The sequence below is a fragment of the Pseudomonas cichorii genome, assembly GCF_003700275.1.
In the GTDB taxonomy this organism is placed as follows: domain Bacteria; phylum Pseudomonadota; class Gammaproteobacteria; order Pseudomonadales; family Pseudomonadaceae; genus Aquipseudomonas; species Aquipseudomonas cichorii_B.
Genome location: NZ_RBRE01000012.1, coordinates 16,471 through 34,434 on the forward strand (window position 1 = coordinate 16,471; position 17,964 = coordinate 34,434).

Annotated in this window: 17 protein-coding genes; 1 reads left to right on the top strand and 16 read right to left on the bottom strand. The window is 57.6% G+C overall.

Annotated elements, in window-relative coordinates:
- Positions 1 to 59 precede the first annotated feature (59 nt).
- From ALQ04_RS02490 to ALQ04_RS02545, 12 genes are all read right to left on the bottom strand, one after another.
- Positions 60 to 1,553: an aldehyde dehydrogenase gene (locus ALQ04_RS02490; RefSeq protein WP_122314276.1), complete on the bottom strand. Its 1,494-nt coding sequence runs from the start codon at positions 1,551 to 1,553 to the stop codon at positions 60 to 62.
- Complete coding sequence (locus ALQ04_RS02495; protein WP_122314277.1) at positions 1,546 to 2,457, bottom strand: dihydrodipicolinate synthase family protein; 912 nt, start codon at positions 2,455 to 2,457, stop codon at positions 1,546 to 1,548. Before ALQ04_RS02495 ends, ALQ04_RS02490 begins: the two co-directional genes overlap by 8 nt.
- 81 nt (positions 2,458 to 2,538) lie before the next feature.
- Entirely contained in the window at positions 2,539 to 3,870 is a 1,332-nt protein-coding gene (locus ALQ04_RS02500) for an MFS transporter (protein ID WP_122314278.1), read from the bottom strand.
- A 172-nt stretch (positions 3,871 to 4,042) separates the two neighbouring features.
- A complete protein-coding gene (locus ALQ04_RS02505; RefSeq protein WP_122314279.1) occupies positions 4,043 to 5,362 on the bottom strand; it encodes an FAD-binding oxidoreductase in 1,320 nt (439 codons plus the stop codon).
- Between the two features lie 111 nt (positions 5,363 to 5,473).
- Positions 5,474 to 6,196 carry a GntR family transcriptional regulator gene (locus ALQ04_RS02510; protein ID WP_122314280.1) on the bottom strand — a complete coding sequence of 241 codons (723 nt, stop codon included), beginning with the start codon at positions 6,194 to 6,196 and terminating at the stop codon, positions 5,474 to 5,476.
- A 229-nt stretch (positions 6,197 to 6,425) separates the two neighbouring features.
- Positions 6,426 to 7,439: a GlxA family transcriptional regulator gene (locus ALQ04_RS02515; protein WP_183142091.1), complete on the bottom strand. Its 1,014-nt coding sequence runs from the start codon at positions 7,437 to 7,439 to the stop codon at positions 6,426 to 6,428.
- A 157-nt stretch (positions 7,440 to 7,596) separates the two neighbouring features.
- The gene (locus ALQ04_RS02520; RefSeq protein ID WP_122314282.1) at positions 7,597 to 8,448 is read right to left on the bottom strand and encodes a proline/glycine betaine ABC transporter permease; all 852 of its coding nucleotides are present in this window, start codon (positions 8,446 to 8,448) and stop codon (positions 7,597 to 7,599) included.
- The gene (locus tag ALQ04_RS02525) at positions 8,445 to 9,293 is read right to left on the bottom strand and encodes a proline/glycine betaine ABC transporter permease (protein WP_122314283.1); all 849 of its coding nucleotides are present in this window, start codon (positions 9,291 to 9,293) and stop codon (positions 8,445 to 8,447) included. Before ALQ04_RS02525 ends, ALQ04_RS02520 begins: the two co-directional genes overlap by 4 nt.
- A complete protein-coding gene (locus tag ALQ04_RS02530) occupies positions 9,290 to 10,408 on the bottom strand; it encodes a glycine betaine/L-proline ABC transporter ATP-binding protein (protein WP_122314284.1) in 1,119 nt (372 codons plus the stop codon). The genes ALQ04_RS02525 and ALQ04_RS02530 overlap by 4 nt, the downstream gene beginning before the upstream one ends.
- A gap of 82 nt (positions 10,409 to 10,490) precedes the next feature.
- Entirely contained in the window at positions 10,491 to 11,342 is an 852-nt protein-coding gene (locus ALQ04_RS02535; protein WP_122314285.1) for a glycine betaine ABC transporter substrate-binding protein, read from the bottom strand.
- Positions 11,343 to 11,465: 123 nt separating this feature from the next.
- Complete coding sequence (locus ALQ04_RS02540; protein ID WP_122314286.1) at positions 11,466 to 12,152, bottom strand: GntR family transcriptional regulator; 687 nt, start codon at positions 12,150 to 12,152, stop codon at positions 11,466 to 11,468.
- A gap of 423 nt (positions 12,153 to 12,575) precedes the next feature.
- Positions 12,576 to 13,439 (bottom strand): aldo/keto reductase family oxidoreductase, encoded by an 864-nt coding sequence (locus ALQ04_RS02545; protein ID WP_122314287.1) that lies wholly within the window; start codon positions 13,437 to 13,439, stop codon positions 12,576 to 12,578.
- 102 nt (positions 13,440 to 13,541) lie between these two features.
- Between ALQ04_RS02545 and ALQ04_RS02550 the strand changes: the two genes are divergently transcribed.
- On the top strand, positions 13,542 to 14,438 hold the full coding sequence (locus ALQ04_RS02550) for a LysR family transcriptional regulator (protein ID WP_122314288.1): 897 nt from the start codon (positions 13,542 to 13,544) through the stop codon (positions 14,436 to 14,438).
- A gap of 72 nt (positions 14,439 to 14,510) precedes the next feature.
- Here the strand turns inward: ALQ04_RS02550 and ALQ04_RS02555 are convergent, their stop codons facing one another.
- The 4 genes from ALQ04_RS02555 to ALQ04_RS02570 all read right to left on the bottom strand — a co-directional run bounded on the left by ALQ04_RS02555 (position 14,511) and on the right by ALQ04_RS02570 (position 17,913).
- Positions 14,511 to 15,434 (bottom strand): NADP-dependent oxidoreductase, encoded by a 924-nt coding sequence (locus ALQ04_RS02555; protein WP_122314289.1) that lies wholly within the window; start codon positions 15,432 to 15,434, stop codon positions 14,511 to 14,513.
- Between the two features lie 59 nt (positions 15,435 to 15,493).
- A complete protein-coding gene (locus ALQ04_RS02560) occupies positions 15,494 to 16,153 on the bottom strand; it encodes a TetR/AcrR family transcriptional regulator (RefSeq protein ID WP_122314290.1) in 660 nt (219 codons plus the stop codon).
- Positions 16,154 to 16,299: 146 nt separating this feature from the next.
- Positions 16,300 to 16,995: a tRNA (adenine(22)-N(1))-methyltransferase TrmK gene (locus tag ALQ04_RS02565; protein WP_310886501.1), complete on the bottom strand. Its 696-nt coding sequence runs from the start codon at positions 16,993 to 16,995 to the stop codon at positions 16,300 to 16,302.
- Between the two features lie 216 nt (positions 16,996 to 17,211).
- Positions 17,212 to 17,913 carry a glutathione S-transferase family protein gene (locus ALQ04_RS02570; RefSeq protein WP_122314292.1) on the bottom strand — a complete coding sequence of 234 codons (702 nt, stop codon included), beginning with the start codon at positions 17,911 to 17,913 and terminating at the stop codon, positions 17,212 to 17,214.
- Positions 17,914 to 17,964: the final 51 nt, after the last annotated feature.

Genomic DNA, 17,964 nt, shown 5'->3' on the forward strand with positions numbered 1-17,964 from the left:
GCTGTCTCGATCCGAATCCTTTAACCGCCCTGCCTGCTATCCCGCCTCATCAAGCGGTTTCACTCGGAGGCGTCGATCCAGATGGTCTTAATTTCGGTGTATTGGTCGTGGGCCCAGATGGACTTGTCACGCCCGCCAAACCCGGATTCCTTGTAGCCGCCAAATGGTGTGGAAGCGTCGCCCTCACCGAAGCAGTTGACCGTCACCACACCGGCACGTATTTCCCGTGACAGCTTGATGGCATGGCGCAGGTTGTCGGTGTAGACCGAGGCTGCCAGGCCGTACACCGTGTTATTGGCCAGGGCGATGGCTTCCTCGATGGTGGTAAAGGTCGTGACCGCAAGCAGCGGGCCGAAAATCTCTTCCTGAAACAGACGACTGTCAGCGCCCACGCCGTCGACCACCGTCGGCTCGACAAAGATATCGCCCTCGGTATTGCCGCCGAACACCACGCGCAGTTTCTCGGCTGCAGCCTGCTGGATATAGGAACGGACCTTCTCGAAATGCGCCTTGCTGACCAGTGCGCCAAGACGGTTTTCCGGGTCCAGCGGGCTGCCCATTTTCCACTCGCTCATTTGCGCGCCAATGCGCTTGAGCAACTCGTCCTTGATGTCGGCATGCACGATCAGCCGTGAAGAAGCCGAACAGTTTTCCCCCATGTTCCAGAAGGCACCGTTGACCACATGGCTGGCCACCTGATCCAGGTCTTCGACGTCCTTGAGCACAACCGCCGGGTTCTTGCCGCCACATTCGAGCACGATCCGCTTCAGGTTCGAGTCTGCCGCGTAGTTAAGGAAGCGGCGGCCGGTATCGGTCGAGCCGGTGAAGCTGACCATCGACACATCCATATGCCGGCCAAGCGGTTCACCGACTTCCTTGCCGCCACCCGACAGCACGTTGAAGACACCGGCTGGCACGCCTGCTTCATACGCCAGCCCGGCGACGCGCAAGGCCGTCAGAGTGGTTTCCTTGGCGGGCTTGACGATGATCGAGCAGCCCGCAGCCAGGGATGGACCGATTTTCCAGGCCAGCATGAGCAGCGGGAAATTCCATGGCAGTACCAGGCCGACCACACCAATCGCTTCGCGCACCACCAGCGTCAGGGCACCGGCACCCACTGGAGCAGTGTTGTCGTAGATCTTGTCGATCAACTCTGCATGCCAGCGAATGGTGTGAATGGTTTCAGGAATATCCGTGAGCTGGCATTCGCGAATCGGCTTGCCGCTATCCAGGCTTTCCAGCACTGCCAGTTCATGGGCGTTCTGCTCCAGCAAGTCAGCAAAGCGCAGCAACACTTTCTTGCGCTCGCCGGGGCTCAGCTTGTGCCAACGCCCGTCCTCGAAAGCTTCCCTGGCCTTGTCGACCGCAAAATCCACATCGCTGGCATCGCAGGCGGTGATCTCGGCAAGCACTTCATTGGTCGCCGGATTGGTGGTGGTAAACGTCTGCCCCGAACCGGAGATATAGGGCTCGCCATTGACGAAGGACGCAGTGGGAAATTTCAGTTTTTGGGCGATGGCGGCATATTCCGCCGCGCCAAGAAGATCAGCCATTGTTTGCACTCCCGGTTACTTGAGCGACTTCACGCTTGAGGATGGTGACGATGTCTTTCAACGTCTCTTTTTCATGCTCGTACAGCCCTTGCAGCGGCGCCCGCACACTGCCGGTGCGCAAGCCATTGAGCTCACAGCCGAACTTGATCGACTGCACGAACTTGCCGCTTTCCAGGAAGTCCATCAGCGGCATGAACGCGCTCATGATCCGGCGGCCCTTGTCGAAGTCCTTTTCAATGACACAGGCTTCGTAGAGAGCGACGTGTTCGCGTGGAATGAAGTTCGATCCGGCACAAACCCAGCTACGGGCTCCCCAGGCGAAAAACTCCAGCGCCTGATCGTCCCAGCCGCAGGACAGGCCGATGTTCGGATAATTGCGCGCCAGGTTATGGACCTGAGCCAGGTCGCCGGAGCTTTCCTTGATGGCAACGATGTTGCGGGACTGGGAAACGGCCGAAAAATACTCCTGGCCCATGCTGACACCCATGCGCGCCGGGTAGTTGTAGAGCATGATCGGCAGGTCGGCGGCGCGGTCGACGGTCAGGGCATGGGTGGCGTTTTCCTTCTCGGTCGGCAGCGCATAAGGCGGCGAACCCACCAGCAATGCATCGGCCTTGATGGCGCGGGCAGCCTTGGCGTATTCGACGGAGTCTTCGGTACGGATAGCGCCGGTCCCGATGATCAATGGCAGACGCCCGCCAATGACATCCTTCGCCTGGGTCGCAAGATCGATACGCTCTTCAGACGTGTGGGCGTAGTACTCACCGGTCGAACCACCAATGATGATTCCATGAACTTTCGACTCAATCAGGTATTCGAGCACTTCGGCGAACGCCGGCTTGTCGATTTCCCCTTGTGGCGTCAAAGGCGTGATTGCCGGGGTATAGATGCCTTCAAATTTCATGATTTCTCTCCATCGGTCAGGTAAATATTTGCCGATAAAACGCCCATCGCTCTTTATCGGTGACAACGCATTGCCTCGGGTTCAGTTGCTCAAGGCCGCCGCATCCCGCAAATTCAACGAACGTGTTTCAGGGGCCATGGCCCATGCCGCCATCAGCCCGATAAAAGTGACTACGGCCGCCATGTACATGGTGTTGCCGATACCCAGCGTCTGCAGCGAAACCGGCACCAGGTAAGTTCCTATTGCGGCGCCAACCCGGGACAGCGATGTGCCGATGCCCACGGCAAAGGCACGAATTTCGGTGGGAAACAGTTCGTTGGGGTAAACCAGTTGCAGAACCTGCGCACCGCCGATAAAGACGGCATAGGCTCCGAAGAGAAAGAGCACGAGCATTTCGTGGCTGTTTGAAAATACCCCCAGCAGCAACAGCGCCAGCCCCGACCACAGGAAACTGTGAATCAGCATGCTGCGACGGCCAATGGTGTTGATCAGTCTTGTGGCAATCACACAACCCACGACAAACAACAGGGTGATGGCCATTGAACCGTAAGAAGCCCACTCGCCTTTCAGATTCAGCGCCAGCAGAACCTTGGGCGCAAAGGCGTAGACCGCGAAGACCGGAATAATCGAGCAGGACCAGAACACTGAAACAAAGAACAGCCGCTTCCCGTAGCCGGAGCGCAGCAGGTCGGCGAAGGACATTTTCCTTTCGTCTGGCTGTTCCGGCAGATCCCGCAGCGAATAATGCACGCCATACACATGCTTGATGACCTTCTCGGCGTCGGCCTCACGCCCCTTGCTCAACAGCCAGCGCGCCGACTCCGGCGTGCCGATGCGCACCAGCAACAGCATCAGGCCAATGACCGCCGTGCTCGCCAGCGCATATCGCCAGGCATCCTCACCACCGGCATTGAGAATGGCATTGCCCACCACGTAGGCAAAGGCCGCCCCGGTAAACCACAGGATGGTCAACGCAGCGAGTCGCGGCCCGCGCTGTTTCTTCGGCAGAAACTCCACCAGCAAGGAAGTGGCGACCGGGTATTCGATGCCCACGGCCAGGCCAATGATGAATCTCAGGGCGAACAATACGGGCGCCGAGTCGACCCACAACTGCGCCAGCGAACACAGGACAAACAGGCTCGGGCCAATGAAATAAACTTTCTTGCGACCCAGCCGGTCCGTCAGCCAGCCACCGAGAAAACCGCCAAAAAACACTCCGATCAGGGCCGATGCCGCGATCATGCCCTGCCAGAAGTCTGTCAGGCTCAAGGCATCGCTTATATGCAGCATCGCAATACCGATAATACTTAATACATAACCATCGACAAACGAACCGCCACCGGAGCGCAGCGTCAACAGACGATGAAAGTTATTGAGTGGTATATCCTCAACAGAGGTATTAGGACTTGTCATTATTATCTCCTGGTTCGCCTCGATCATTCAGAGGGTTGAAGCGCAAACCCAAAATTCAAACAAATGAAATCCGTCTCGACAGGCAACAGTCAGCCGTTATCGGCAAGCCAATAGCGCTATAACTTCCAATCAATCATTTAAATTTGAACGGCACGCCCGACGTGTTACTTGATCAACTTTCCTTGCCTGCGCGGCATTGTCCCCAGAGCAGGTTCATATTGACGCCCGCCGAAAGCATCGGCTCGGGCAGGTTTTTATTGGGTCCCGGAGAGGTCAGCAGAAAGTCGATAAGCGGATTACGCTTGCCCGCCAGCCAGTCGGCCAACAGTGTTCCGGTGACGGTTCCCCGGGTAACGCCCAACCCATTGCAGCACAGCGCGCCATAAACGTTATTGGCCAACTGACCGAAGTGCGCCATGTGATTGCGGGACAACGCCAGCGAGCCGCCCCAGGTGTACTCGAAATTGACATCCGGCAGCATCGGGAAGCGCCGATCGAATGAATCCTTGTGGCGCTGGATAAAACGCTGCAGGTACTTTTGCTGGCTCTTGCCGTCGGCATTGAAGCTGAAACTGTTACGCACCAACAGCCGGTTATCGGGGGTGCGGCGCAAGGTGGTACCAAACGGATCGGCGGGGATCACGCCCCAGTAAGGCAAGCCACCCAGGCGTGCCTGCTCTTCTTCGCTGAGCGGTCGGGTCAGGCTTCCATAGGTGAAGATCGGCAGCATGCGGCCTTTCAGGAAGCCGAAACTCATGGCGAATGCGTTGTTGGTCAACAGCAGCTTGTCGGCAACTATCCTGCCGTTGCGGTGAATCAGCGTGGTCTTGTCACCGTACTCGACTTCAGTAATCGGGGTGTTTTCATACAGCGTCACGTTGGCCGGAAGGCTGTCGGCCAGCCCCTTGACCAGCGCGGCAGGCTGGATGAGCGCCGTGCCGGGTGTGAACAGTGCCTTGCGGTAAAAGCGGGTGCCGATGTGCTGTGGCAGGTCACGCTCTTCGAGCATCTGGTATTCCTGGCCCAGCCGGTCAAGGCCACGGCGGTAGGCGTCCAGAACAGCAATGCCGCGGTCTTCGATGGCGGCCTGATACTTTCCGCAGGTGCGTAGCTGGCACTCGATCCTGTGCTCCTCGACCAGGTTCTTCAGGATGGACTGCCCGGTGAGGTTCAACTCCATGCTGATTCTTGCGGTCTTGATATCGCCGATATAGTCCTCTGCACCGATATCATGCGGCAGGTCGATGGCGAAGCCTGCATTACGTCCCGATGCGCCATAACCGACTTCCTGAGCCTCGACCAGGACGATCTCGTCATCCGGAAAGTTCAGCGCCAGTTGCCGCGCCGCCGCCAGCCCGGTGAACCCGGCACCGACCACCACCCAGCGGGCCGAACGAGTCCCGGAGTGAGACGGACGAGCCATCCTGAACGGGCTTAGATGAAACCAGCCACAACTGGAGTCGTCGGCGGGTGTGTATCTGACTTTTGCCATTTTCGCGACCTGGTTCTTTTATAGTTGTAAGTGCGCAAAGTTTCCTTCAGGCACGCTTGCATCACACAAGTTGCAGTGTTTATTGCTGTAAAGCCGGTGTTGTTCGCTTACTTAATAGGTAATAGCTACTTCCAGTCCTTCCGGGGCGGCATATTCGGACATTCGACGACGCGACAGTTCAAGGTGGGCGCGCACGATATCGCCAGCCAGAACAGGATCATTGTTTTCAATCGCACTGATCATTTCGTCATGCTGCCGGGCCGCCAGTTCCAGATCGTTCTGCATGTCTGCCGTGGTCGGATGGCGATAAAAGATTTTCCCCAGCCGCGCATGATCGATCAGCAAACGCTGCAGGCTGGGCATCAGATAAGCGTTATGCGCCATCTTGCCGATCTGCAGATGAAACTCATCGTTGTAGAGCACGCGCTTCTCGACATCCTTCTCTTCGATGGCGATGCGAAACAGCGCCTGTATGCGCTTCAACTCTTCAATCTGCCCCGGTGTCGCCTGAGTCGCAGCCAGTTGCGTGGTTGCGATATAAATCAGCGGCGCGGCGAGGAAAAAACTTCTCAGCGACTGATAACTCATCGATGAAACACGCGCCGCCCGATTCGCCTCAAGGTCGATATAACCCTCGGCAGCCATCTGGCGCATGAGTTCACGCACAGGCGGGCGGGACAGGCCGAACTCGTCGCACAAGGCCAACTCGTCAACAACGGCGCCGGGCGCCAGCTCCATGCTCAGAATCCGGCGCCGCAGCGCCTCTCCCAACACGGCTTTACGGTCAACAGGCAAATCGGTACAGGCCTGTTGATCGAGTTCTTTTATGGCCATCGTTAGAAACCTTTGTACGGGTAAGTGAACAGTGTCTACTACCTGCACTTTCACTATAAGACAACATTATTCTTTGTGTCTACAATTAAAATACAGAGATTAATCAACTCTCAAGACGCAGTGACGAATGGTTGAAACGAATGAAACTCACAGACGAGACAAGGCAGAAAAGTGCCCTTTTCTGTTTATTGGTATGCGCTGAATGAAATATCCGGAACCCGTCCGGCACTTACTTGACCAGTCGGGTTTCCTTTGAAGGTCGATAACCGAAATAGGCGTTGTAGCATTTGCTGAAGTGGCTCGGAGAAACAAAACCACAGGCAACCGATACTTCGACAATCGATAACGTGGTGTGCTGCAACAGACGACGCGCTTCAGTGATTCGCAAGTCCATGTAATAACGCTGAGGCGTGGTATCCAGTTGCTCCCTGAACAGGCGTTCGATCTGCCGGCGCGAGCGGCTGGCGTAGAGACATAACGTCTCCATCTCCAGAGGCTCTTCGAGATTGGCGTCCATCAGGTTGATCACTTCCCGCAGCGGACCACAGACCGAAACCTTCAACGAAGGTTTTATCCGCCGGTAGCGCGAGGCCTCGAAAGCCAGAATATCCTCGATACCGTCTGTCAGCGTCTTGTCGTGCCGGCCCCTGATCCATTCGAGCGCCATATAGAACGAGCCCGTCGGGCTGGACGCGGTCAGACGGTCGCGATCCACCACATAGGCTTCACTGGTGACCTGGCTCAAGCGGGCAATCTCCGCCAGTGCAGGACGATGCTCGGGATGAATCGCACAGCGATAGCTGTCCAGCAGACCCGCGCGACCGAGAAACCAGGCCCCGTTCCATATTCCCGCCAGCGCCACGCCCCGTTCGGACGCGCCCTGCAACAGGCTGATCAACTCATCGTCTGCCTGGAGGCTGGTCCGATAGCCGCCGCACACCACCAGCAAGTCGAGGTCCTGTATCTCGGCATGGCTCAGACGTGCATCGGGACGGATCACCAGACCCAGGTCGCTGATCACTTCCCCCTCGCTCAAACCAAAGGTCTTGGTAGTAAACAGCTCGGGCCGCAGCAGGTTTGCCGTGACGATCGTATCGAGCGCCTGGGTAAAGGCCGGCAAGGAAAAATGCTCCAGCAGCAGAAAGCCCGCCCGCGCCCTGATGACGGACTGGCCTTCATGCTCCTTGAGATAACGAAGGTTCTTGCCCTTCATCGCACCACTGAACTGACGACGCTCTAGCAACGTTCGCCTCGCTTCGCCATGCTGACGAACCTGTGATTTAACGCCTTGATAGCGCTCACTCCTGAACCAGAAACCCAACCGCGCGGATCGCGCATGCCCGCAACCCCATGATGGCAGCAAACCTCGCTGCCGTAGGGCGCCCGGCATGTAAATCTTCTCAAGCCAGCTTGCGTGGAGAATGACGCTGCAAGGCGCCACGTGACAAGCGGTCCAGAAGCAACGCAACTGCCACAATCGCCAGACCCGCACGCAACCCCAGGCCCATCTCCATTCTGGTCAGGCCACGGGTGACCTCCGCGCCAAGACCACCGGCGCCCACCAGCCCGGCCAGGACGACCATGGCCAGCGACAGCAGAATGCACTGGTTGATCCCCACCAGCAGCGTCGGCGCGGCGCTGGGCAGCTCGATCTTGAACAGGATCGCCCGCGGCGAAGCCCCCAGCGCCTGACCAAGCTCCAGCAGATCCTTGGGCAATTGCTTGAAGGCCAGTGTGGTCAATCTCAGCATCGGCGGGATGCCATACACAATCGTGGCTATGATCGCCGGTACGCGACCGAGGCTGAACAACATGACCGCCGGAATCAGATACACCCACGGCGGGACCGTCTGCATGACATTGAGGATCGGCACAAATACCGCGTCGACCCGCTTGACCCGCGCCGCCAGCACGCCGAGGGGAAAGGCAATCGCCACCGAGATCAGTACCGAGACGGAAACCAGGGCAATCGTCTGCATGGACGCAACCCACAGCCCCGAGAACAGACAGAAAGCCAGCATCAGCCCGGCAAAGATGGCCACTCGCAGGTTGGCAAAAATAATCGCCAGGACCACGACCACTGCAATCAACACATAGGGCGACGGTGCCAGCAGCACGGTTTCAATGCCGCCCAGCGTGGCTTCGATCAGCTTGCTGATCAACACGAAAAAGCCATGCATATTAGCGTTCAGCCAATCAATGACCGGAGCCAGGAAGTCGCCGGGAGAAATGCGTATATCCGTGAGATTCATTGGCTATCTCCCATCCGCGAACGCGCCGCGCTTTGGGCAAGACGGTCGAGGATCATGGTCAGAATCACGATGGCAATCGCCGCGTTGATCGACTTGGCGATATCCAGCGTGCGCACGGCACCATAAATGGATTCGCCAAGACCGCCGGAGCCGACAATGCCGGCGATCACCACCATGCCGAACGCCATCATCAGGCTCTGATTGACGCCGGCCATGATGCTCGGCATTGCGAACGGCAGGCGGATCTTGAAGAACATCTGCAACCCGGTCACGCCGCTGGCCTCACCCAGCTCGATGAATTCCCGCGGCGTCATGCGGATTCCCAGGGAAGTCAGGCGCAAGGCCGGAGGCAAAGCGACAATGAAAGTCGCCAGCAAGGCCGTAGCGGGACCATAGCCGAGCAGCGCAATGGCCGGCAGCAGATAGATGTATGGCGGCATGGTCTGAACCAGATCCAGGCATGGGTCGACCACCCGATCGAACATCGGTGCCAGGCCCGCCAGCACGCCCAGCGGAACCGCGACCAGCAACGCCAGAATCGTGGCTGTGAGCACCAGCGCCAGGGTGCTCATCGTCTCGGCCCATAAACCGATAGCGTCGCAGCCGAGCAAGGCCAGCGTCGACAGCACGGCAAAGCGCAGGCCCGCCATGCGCCAGCCGATCAGGCCGATGGCAATCGCCACTACGTAATGCGGTGGAGAGGCAAGGCACCACAGCACGCCGCGGAAAACGCCTTCCAGGCCCTTGTTGAGCGCATCGAAGACAAACTCGCCGTTATCGGCAAGCCACTCCAGTCCAGAGTCGACAGCCGAATCGAACTGCGCCGAAAAGTCGGGAGTATTCATGTCGACGTCTCCAGCACGCCAGCCGCTTGCCCGACCGTGCCGTCGTTGGGGATACCTTGCACGCCGCGCAGCAGATCACGGGACGTGATCACGCCCACCACCTGGTCATTGTTGACCACGCTGATCGCATCGAGACTGGAAGCCATCGTCAAACCGATCAGTTCGTTGATGTCGGCCTCGGTCGAAGCCTTGGGCAATGGCGCCAGATCACAGCCCGGATGCGCCGCCTGAAACGCCGCCACCGGCGTCATCAGCGAATGCGCCTTGACCAGATGCAGCCTGGAAATACCTGCCACAAACTCGGCCACATAATCATCAGCCGGATTGAGCACGATGTCTTCAGCGGTACCGACCTGAATGATTACCCCATCCTTCATGATCGCAATCCGGTCACCAATGCGGATCGCCTCGTCCAGATCATGGGTAATGAATACGGCAGACTTGCCCAGATCCTTGGTGAGCTGGCGGAACTCGTCCTGCAATTGCCGACGGATCAGCGGGTCGAGCGCACTGAAAGGTTCGTCCATCAGGATCACTTCGGGGTTGGCCGTAATCGCCCGTGCCAGCCCGACCCGTTGCTGCATGCCGCCAGACAGCTCGTTGGGATAGCGTGAAGCCCAGTCGCTCAGGCCGACCTTGGCCAGTGCCCGCTCCGCCACCTGATAACGCTCGGCCTTGCCAACACCCTGGACCTCCAGCCCGAAGGCGGTGTTTTCCAGCACCGTACGATGGGGAAGCAAGGCAACGCTCTGGAACACCATGCCGATATTGCGCGCCCTGACCTCCCGCAGTTGCGCGGGAGACAGTGCGGAAAGATCGTTGCCCTTGACCAGCACCTTGCCGGAACTGGGCGTTATCAAGCGATTGAGCAATCTGATAAGGGTGGACTTGCCACTGCCCGACAAGCCCATGATGCAAAAGATCTCGCCACGACGAACCTGGAGACTGACATCGGAAACCCCGACCACGCATCCGTATTCCTGCAGGATGCGGGTTTTACTGAGCCCCTTCTGTACCACTGCCTCCATTGCTGCCCTGGAGTTCTGCCCGAAGATCTTCCAGACAGACTGACAATCGACCAGCACTTCGTTGGCGTCTACTTTGACCGTATTCATTGTTAAGCCTATTGAACCAGTTCACTGGTTTTTCTATTTATCCAATGGAACACACAACGCGGCAGTTAAAGAAAAACATGACTTATGGTTTTTTAATGTTGCCCCAGCGTTTCAGCAGATCGGCGTGATTGTCCGTCCAGCCCTTGATGGCCTGCTCCATTGTCTTGCCGTCCTTGACCTGACCGTTGATGGCGGTGATGTCGGCCAGCGGAACATAGACACTGGCAATGACTTCACGGGCATGCGGGTATTCCTGAGAGAAGCCTTTGTGGCCGATCCAGTAATAACCTTGTGGTGGCGGGAATATGCCTTTGGGGTCCTTGAGGAACTTGAGGTCGAACTTCTGCATCATCCAGGACGGTTCCCATACCGTTACTGCAACCCACTCCTTGCGGTCGATGGCCGATTTCAATGCAGCGGTCATGGCCGCGGTACTGCCTTCGACCAGTTTCAGTTTTATGCCGTATTCCTTGACCGCGCTGGTGGCATCACTCATCAACCCCGAGCCCGGTTCGATACCGATGACACGGGAGCCAAACTTATCGGCGTTATCATTGAGTTGTTCAAGCGAGTCGATATCGACATATTTAGGAACGGCGATGGCCTGATAAAGGCCATAGGAAACCGGGGAGATTTTTTCCAGGCGATTCTTGTTGCGGTTCCAGTAATCCTGGGCGGCGTAATCGGTTTGCGAAGCCAGGACCTGAATATCACCCTTGCTCAAGGCTGCATAAGCAATGCCCCATTCGGAAAACTCAATGACCTTGACGCTATAGCCGGAGTCTTCAAGTGCCTTTTTGGTAATACCGGTAATGGGCGTCAAATCCTCCCAGGACAATGTCCCCACGGTAATGGTCTTTTCTTCAGCGTGAACGGGCAGCATGACCATGCCCATCAGCGCGACCGCACAAACTGCCTTCCAAATCTTTTTCATGGCGTTCCTCGATCTACGTTTGCATTTGTTTTTATCAACTTCCAGACAATGGAAGCCCGTGGTGTGAAACGTGAAGCTCACCCTCTGGTTTATTGCGTAGTTACAACCGCACCGCTTCTGATGTCATTCCATCGAAAAGGGCAGGTCTGCTTTCATCCCTTCAGGGGCAATGAACATCTCCATGTTTTCGCGAGAAAGTTCCCAATGCTCAAACACCAGATCAACGACGGCACTTTCGTCGCGATTCTCGATGGCCACGATAAACGCATCGTGATGTTCGGCAGAAAGTTGCAGGCGTTGCTCGGTGTCCTCGTCGCGAGGACGGAAAAAGGTATGGCCGATACGGGCATGATCGATCAGCAGCCTTTCCAGACTGGGTTCCAGATATTGATTGCCGGCCATTTCACCCATGATGGCGTGGAAGCGATTGTTCTCCACCACCATCGTCAACGCATCGCGCGACAGTGTCGCCGCACGGAATCGCTGCTGGGTTTCCTTGAGGTCCTGCAACTGACGAGCCTTGAAGTTCTGCACAGCCAGACGGCCAATCGCGGCATACACCATCGGCGCAACCAGAAAGAAATTGCGCAACGTCGAGTGGTTCATGGCAATCACCCGGGCGCCACGGTTCTCCCTGATGTCGATATAGCCCTCGCCGGCCAGACGCCGAAATATTTCCCGCACCGGCGTTCTGGAAAGCCCGTAACGCTCACTGATCGCCACTTCATCCAGAGCCTCGTCGGGGTCCAGTTCCATGGTCAGAATCTGACGTTTCAGGTCGTCATAAAGAGTGCTTTTGCCGCTTTTCACAAAGACCTCCAGGACCGGTCAATCCGTGCTGACAGCTTGTTGTTGAATCCAGATTCGCACGGGTCGCCAGCACCGTCAATGCTTTGTATTTCTTATGTATACACAGTAAATACTATAAAAATACGACTGGAGAATTGACTAAACTCTTTAAAAACAGAAGGTTATAAAAAGGCCGGGAATGAGGAGTGGTCGCTAACAGGAATGTTTCCTGTCGCAGATTGAACACCCTGCGCCGAGGGGTTCAAACAGAACAAACGAAGGGGATGTCCGAGAACGTCGCTGACGCGACTGAGGGCGACTGTAGCGGATGAACTCGTTCATCCTGCCTTTCCGACACCCCTACAAGCAGAGGTAAACGTCCAGGAGCAAAGCGCCGCACGATTGGTGCGCGGCGCAATTTTCCCGAGGCTGGAGCTAGTCACCTCAAGCCAGTGCATCCAGTTCGGCCAGCAACTGCGGTGCAATCTCCAACTCGCTGGCGCTCAGGTTTTCACGCAAGTGAGCCACCGACGAAGTGCCTGGAATCAGCAGGATATTCGGGGAACGCTTGAGCAACCACGCCAGTGCGACGCACAGCGGCGAGGCGCCCACACGAGAAGCGACGCTGGAAAGGGTTTCCGATTGCAGCGGCGAGAACCCGCCTAAAGGGAAGAACGGCACATAAGCAATACCTTGCGCAGCCAGATCGGCAATCAGCACCTCGTCGCTGCGATGCGACAGGTTGTAGTGGTTCTGCACACAGGCGACCCTGGCAATGCCCTGCGCCTGCTTGATCTGCGAGGCCGTGACGTTGCTTAGCCCCAGGTGCCGAATCAAACCCTGCTGTTGCAGTTCGGCCAACGTGGTGAATTGCTCCTCGATACAGTCTTCAGCCGGAGCATTTTGCGTGCCCCAGGCACGGAAGTTCACTACATCCAGAACATCCAGCTTCAGATTGCGCAGGTTACTGTGAACACAGCCAATCAGGTCGGCAGCACTTTGCGTGGGCAGCCATGAAGCATCGTTGCCGCGCAGAACACCAACCTTGGTGACGATCACCAGGTTATCGGCGTAAGGGTGCAGCGCCTGCTGAATCAACCTGTTGGTAAAATGCGGTCCGTAGAAATCGGCGGTATCGATGTGATTCACGCCGCACGCCAATGCCTCGCGCAAAACGGCAATTGCCGCCTGCGGATCCTTGGGGGGGCCATATACATGAGGACCTGCCAATTGCATCGAGCCGTAGCCCATGCGGTTGACGGTTCGGTCGCCGAGTAAAAACGTACCTGCCTTGCTGGCGTCGCTCATCTGTTTTGCCTCTATCTGATCAGTATGTGAAGCCACTATAAATATTGACGACTGACCTGATAATCCGCTGCAATCAGCACAGGTCGTACGGGAGAGCGAACAGTGGCAACTGACATTCAGGACTTGCTGGCATTTGTGGCGGTGGTCAACGCCGGAGGTTTTCGCGAGGGTGCCAGAACCAGCGGCAAATCCGCGTCGAGCCTGAGTGATGCGGTGCGGCGCATGGAGGCGCGACTGGGTGTGCGCCTGCTCAATCGCACCACGCGCAGCGTGACGCCGACCGAGGCCGGCACCAGATTGATGGAACGCATAGTGCCGGCGCTGGGCGAAGTCGAAGCCGCCCTGGATGTGGTCAACGACTTTCGTGACCGGCCGTCCGGCACGCTCAGGCTGAACGTGCCGCTGAGTGCCGCGCGGGTGATATTGCCGTCGATCATTACCCCGTTCCTGCAAACCTATCCCGATATCCGCCTGGAAGTGATTGCCGAGGAAAGCTTTGTCGATGTGCTCGCGGCGGGCTGTGATGCCGGCATTCGCTACGATGAGCGCCTGGAACAGGACATGATCGCGATCCCTGTCGGGCCGCGTATTCAACGCTGTGCGACAGCAGCCTCTCCAGCGTATCTGAACGCCCATGGCCGCCCCGAACATCCACGCGATTTGCTTGAGCACGCCTGCCTGCGCGGCAGATTTCCCAGCGGGGTCATGCCGGGCTGGGAATATGAACGCAATGGCGAAGTGATCTGTGTCGAGCCCAGCGGCCCGTTGGTGGTCCGGATCGGCGGCGCAATGGATATGGCCATCCAGACGGCCATCGATGGACTCGGGATTGTCTACCTGTTCGAGGACTGGCTGCGACCGCATCTGGACAGCGGCGCACTGGAACCGATACTCGAACCCTGGTGGCAGAACTTCTCGGGGCCGTTTCTCTATTACCCCGGACGCCGCTACCTGCCCTCGCCCTTGCGGGCTTTTATCGACTTCATCAAGGCCCACTGAAAAGCAGCTGGTTCACCCTGATCGCATCCGGACAAGGTGAACCATCGCTCAAGGCAGATCGATTCGGTGTACTTACTCGATACTCAGCACGACCTTGCCCCGTGCCCGCCCTGAAGTCTGACGTGCCCAGGCCGCGTCGAACGCGGCAAAAGGCAATGCGCGATCAATAACCACCTGCACGCCATTTTCAGCGATAAAGGTCACCAGCTCGCCGAGTTGATCGGCATAGGGCTTGGCGTAAAAGATACCAGCAGTCACCCCGTAGACCTGAGCAGCGGCCTGATCAGGCGGCATTACCGTGGAGACAAGCCGGCCTCTTTTGCGCAGCACCTTGAAGGAGCGAGAAAGAGTCTCACCCCCCACCAGATCCAGCACCACATCGACGTCGGAAACAGCAGTCGTGAAGTCTTCGGCCTTGTAATCGATTACCTGATCAGCACCGAGACGACGCACCAGTTCAAGACCATCACCCGAAGCAGTAGCGATGACCCGGGCACCCGCCTTGTGGGCGAACTGAACGGCAAAAGTGCCTACACCTCCGGCACCGGCATGAATCAACACCGTTTCACCACGCTTGAGGCCTGCGCCAGAAAACAGCGCGTGCCAGGCGGTGATCGCTGCGGTAGGAATTGCCGCACCTTCTACCGCCGACAAGCTCTGCGGCCAGCGCACACAGGCGCTGGCAGACACTGCGGCAAATTCGCCCAAGCCACCGCTGGTACCGGCATCCGCCCAGGCAATCACCTTATCGCCTGGTTGCCATTGGCTGACCGCCGAACCGACATGTTCCACGGTGCCGGAAAAGTCGGTGGCAAGAGTCAGCGGCAGCTTGATATCAAAGAACTGTGCGGCGAACCCGGACACCACCAGCGCATCGAGCGGGTTGAGCGCCGCAGCCTGAACCCGGACCAGAATTTCATCCGGGGCAATAACCGGTACGGACACTGTTTTTTCAGCGGGAACATCGTTATAGGCATCGATGCGAATGGCTTTCATGGGCGATTTTCTCCTGATAAAACGCAAGGGCAACGGGATTACGACCGGGGGCATTCGGGCTACGTACGCGCACCCGCAGCACCATGCAGAAAGGTGTGCACGGCACTGGCAACAAGACGGTCGAGCTTGTCGGCCGAAAGGTCTGAGGGAATCAGCCCGACGATGGCGCGTAACTTGAGATCGCTGGACACCATGCTGACGAATTGCACCGCCAGCATCTCGGACGGGATGTGGCTGGCAAGCCTGGGTTGCGGCAAAGCCTGCTGAGTGGAAATCCAGTTCGCCAATAGCTCGATGACCTTCTGGTAACTGCACGCCAACATGGCCTGAGCGATTTCGGGAAAGCGTTTGCCTTCGGTGGTCAGCAGGCGATGCACTGCCAGCGTGCGAGGCGACAGTGCGATACGTACCAGCTCAAGACCAAAGGCCGACAGCACACGTTCGGTGTCTAGTCCCTGAATGTTCATTTGTTCGAGGGGTTTGGCCATCTCAGCGCAGATATGCATCATCGCAGCCTCGAACAGCCCTTCCTTGCCGCCAAAATGGCAGTAGATATTACGTCGCGATCCACCAACCCGCGCAATCAGGTCCTCGACAGCCACCGCTTCAAAACCACGCTCCAGAAACAGCTCGGCAGCGACCACGGTCAGGCTTTCGACCCGTTGTGCGCCTTTTGCAGTGCGATGAGTGCTGGAGGTTGTGTCGCGCTGTACGGCCATGAGTCGATGCCTTTGGATCAATTTGGTACGGTACGTTACCACACCAAATAAATTTAAAAAGCCCCCCCCCTGCATGCATTTGTCTCAAGTCACGAACAAATAGCCAGCGATACGGTTGTCGAAGATTGAAGACCTGATTTCAGCAATCAAGCCAGCAACTCGGTAATCCACTGCACCTGCCGGGCAATATCCTGCACCCGCTCTTCGGGTACGGCCTGCCGCGCCCGGGCGAAGTCGGCCAGCGTTTTCTGCTTCTGGCGCAACATGCGCTGCCACTTGAGCAGAAATGCCGGGCTGCGAGCCTGCATCTGCAACGGACCGAAATACAGCTCCTCGGCGCAATACAGCACCGGGCCGGAACGCTCGGCGACGATGATCTCGTAGTCGAAACGGTTTTCCTGCAACACCTCTTCACAGAGGATGCGATAGCCATTGTCCATCAGCCATTGGCGCAGCGGCTGCTCGCCGCCGTTGGGCTGCATGATCAGAAGCTCCTGACCACTCAGATGCGCATGACCGCTGTCGAGAATATCGCGGATCGTCTCACCGCCCATGCCGCAGAGACTGATCGCCGTGATTCCGTCCCCCGGCTCGATTGCCGCCAGACCATTGGCCAGGCGCACACTAATCTGCTCGTCCAGCTCGTTCTCGCGCACCGAACGTTGCGCCGCATGGAACGGCGTCAACGCCACCTCCCCCGCCACCGCCGCCACGACCACACCACGACGCACCAGCGCCACCGGCAGATAGCCGTGATCCGAGCCGATATCAGCCAGGCGCGCGCCCATCGGCACATGCGCCGCCACACGTTCCAGGCGCATGGATAAGGTTTGTTCGTTCAAGGGGTATCCTTTTTTACGCGGCGGTCGGGAGTGTGCCGCGGACCGGGGCAGGATTCTGGGCGGGGATGGAGTGGATTTCAAGTTGGGGGGTTAGGCTTTGTACGAAAAGTCGGCGAGCGAAGGTCAGGCAAGGCAAAAACAGGCGAGGAACGGTCGGAGTCGCGCTCGACTTTACGTGTTGTAAATGAGCATTCCGAGCCTGTTTTTAACGCAGCATCACCGAGCACAGCCACTTTTCGTACAAAGCCTAGCGAGTATTGCCTGCTGTTTGACGAGATGCTGCTGAAACCGCTCGGCGTAGTCTTCTCCCACGGCAGAGATGACACTTGGCCTGCTTGCCATGGAAGCCCGCCACGCCGATACGCGGGGAAGATTGTCGAAGATAGGCCGGGAGACGGTTGGGCTCAGCAGATCGAAGTAACGAAAGACAGGAGCGAACACTACATCGACCATGCTGAACGCCGATCCTGAAAAATAGGGCGCCTGGTCAAGCTTGTCTTCAAGGCGCTGCAATCTGTCTCGAAAGGCTGCTTTCTTGCTGTCAGCAATCTCGATATCTTTGGCATTGAGAAACTGCCATGCATCGGAGAGCGCCGCCGCGCCAAACTCTACCCAGGAGCGCTGTTGTGCACGGAGCAGCGCGTCGCTGGAATACAGGCTGACACCCTCCCGGGTTTCATTGAGATATTCGCAAATAGCCATGCTCTCGAACAATATCGCGTCCGTCCCATCTGCCAGACCCACCTTGAGTAACGGCACCTTTCCCGTCGGCGAAAGCGCCAGAAACCAATCGGGCTTGGCAGCGAGGTCGACGTCGATCCTCACAAAGGGCACCTTCTTTTCCAGTAGCACGATTGCCGCACGCTGAACGAATGGGCATAGCGGATGGCTGATGAGCGTAAGTTGAGCGTTCGGCATAAGTGTCTCTCGATGATGAGGCTGCGACGGGATGAAGTGAGTGCGGTTGTG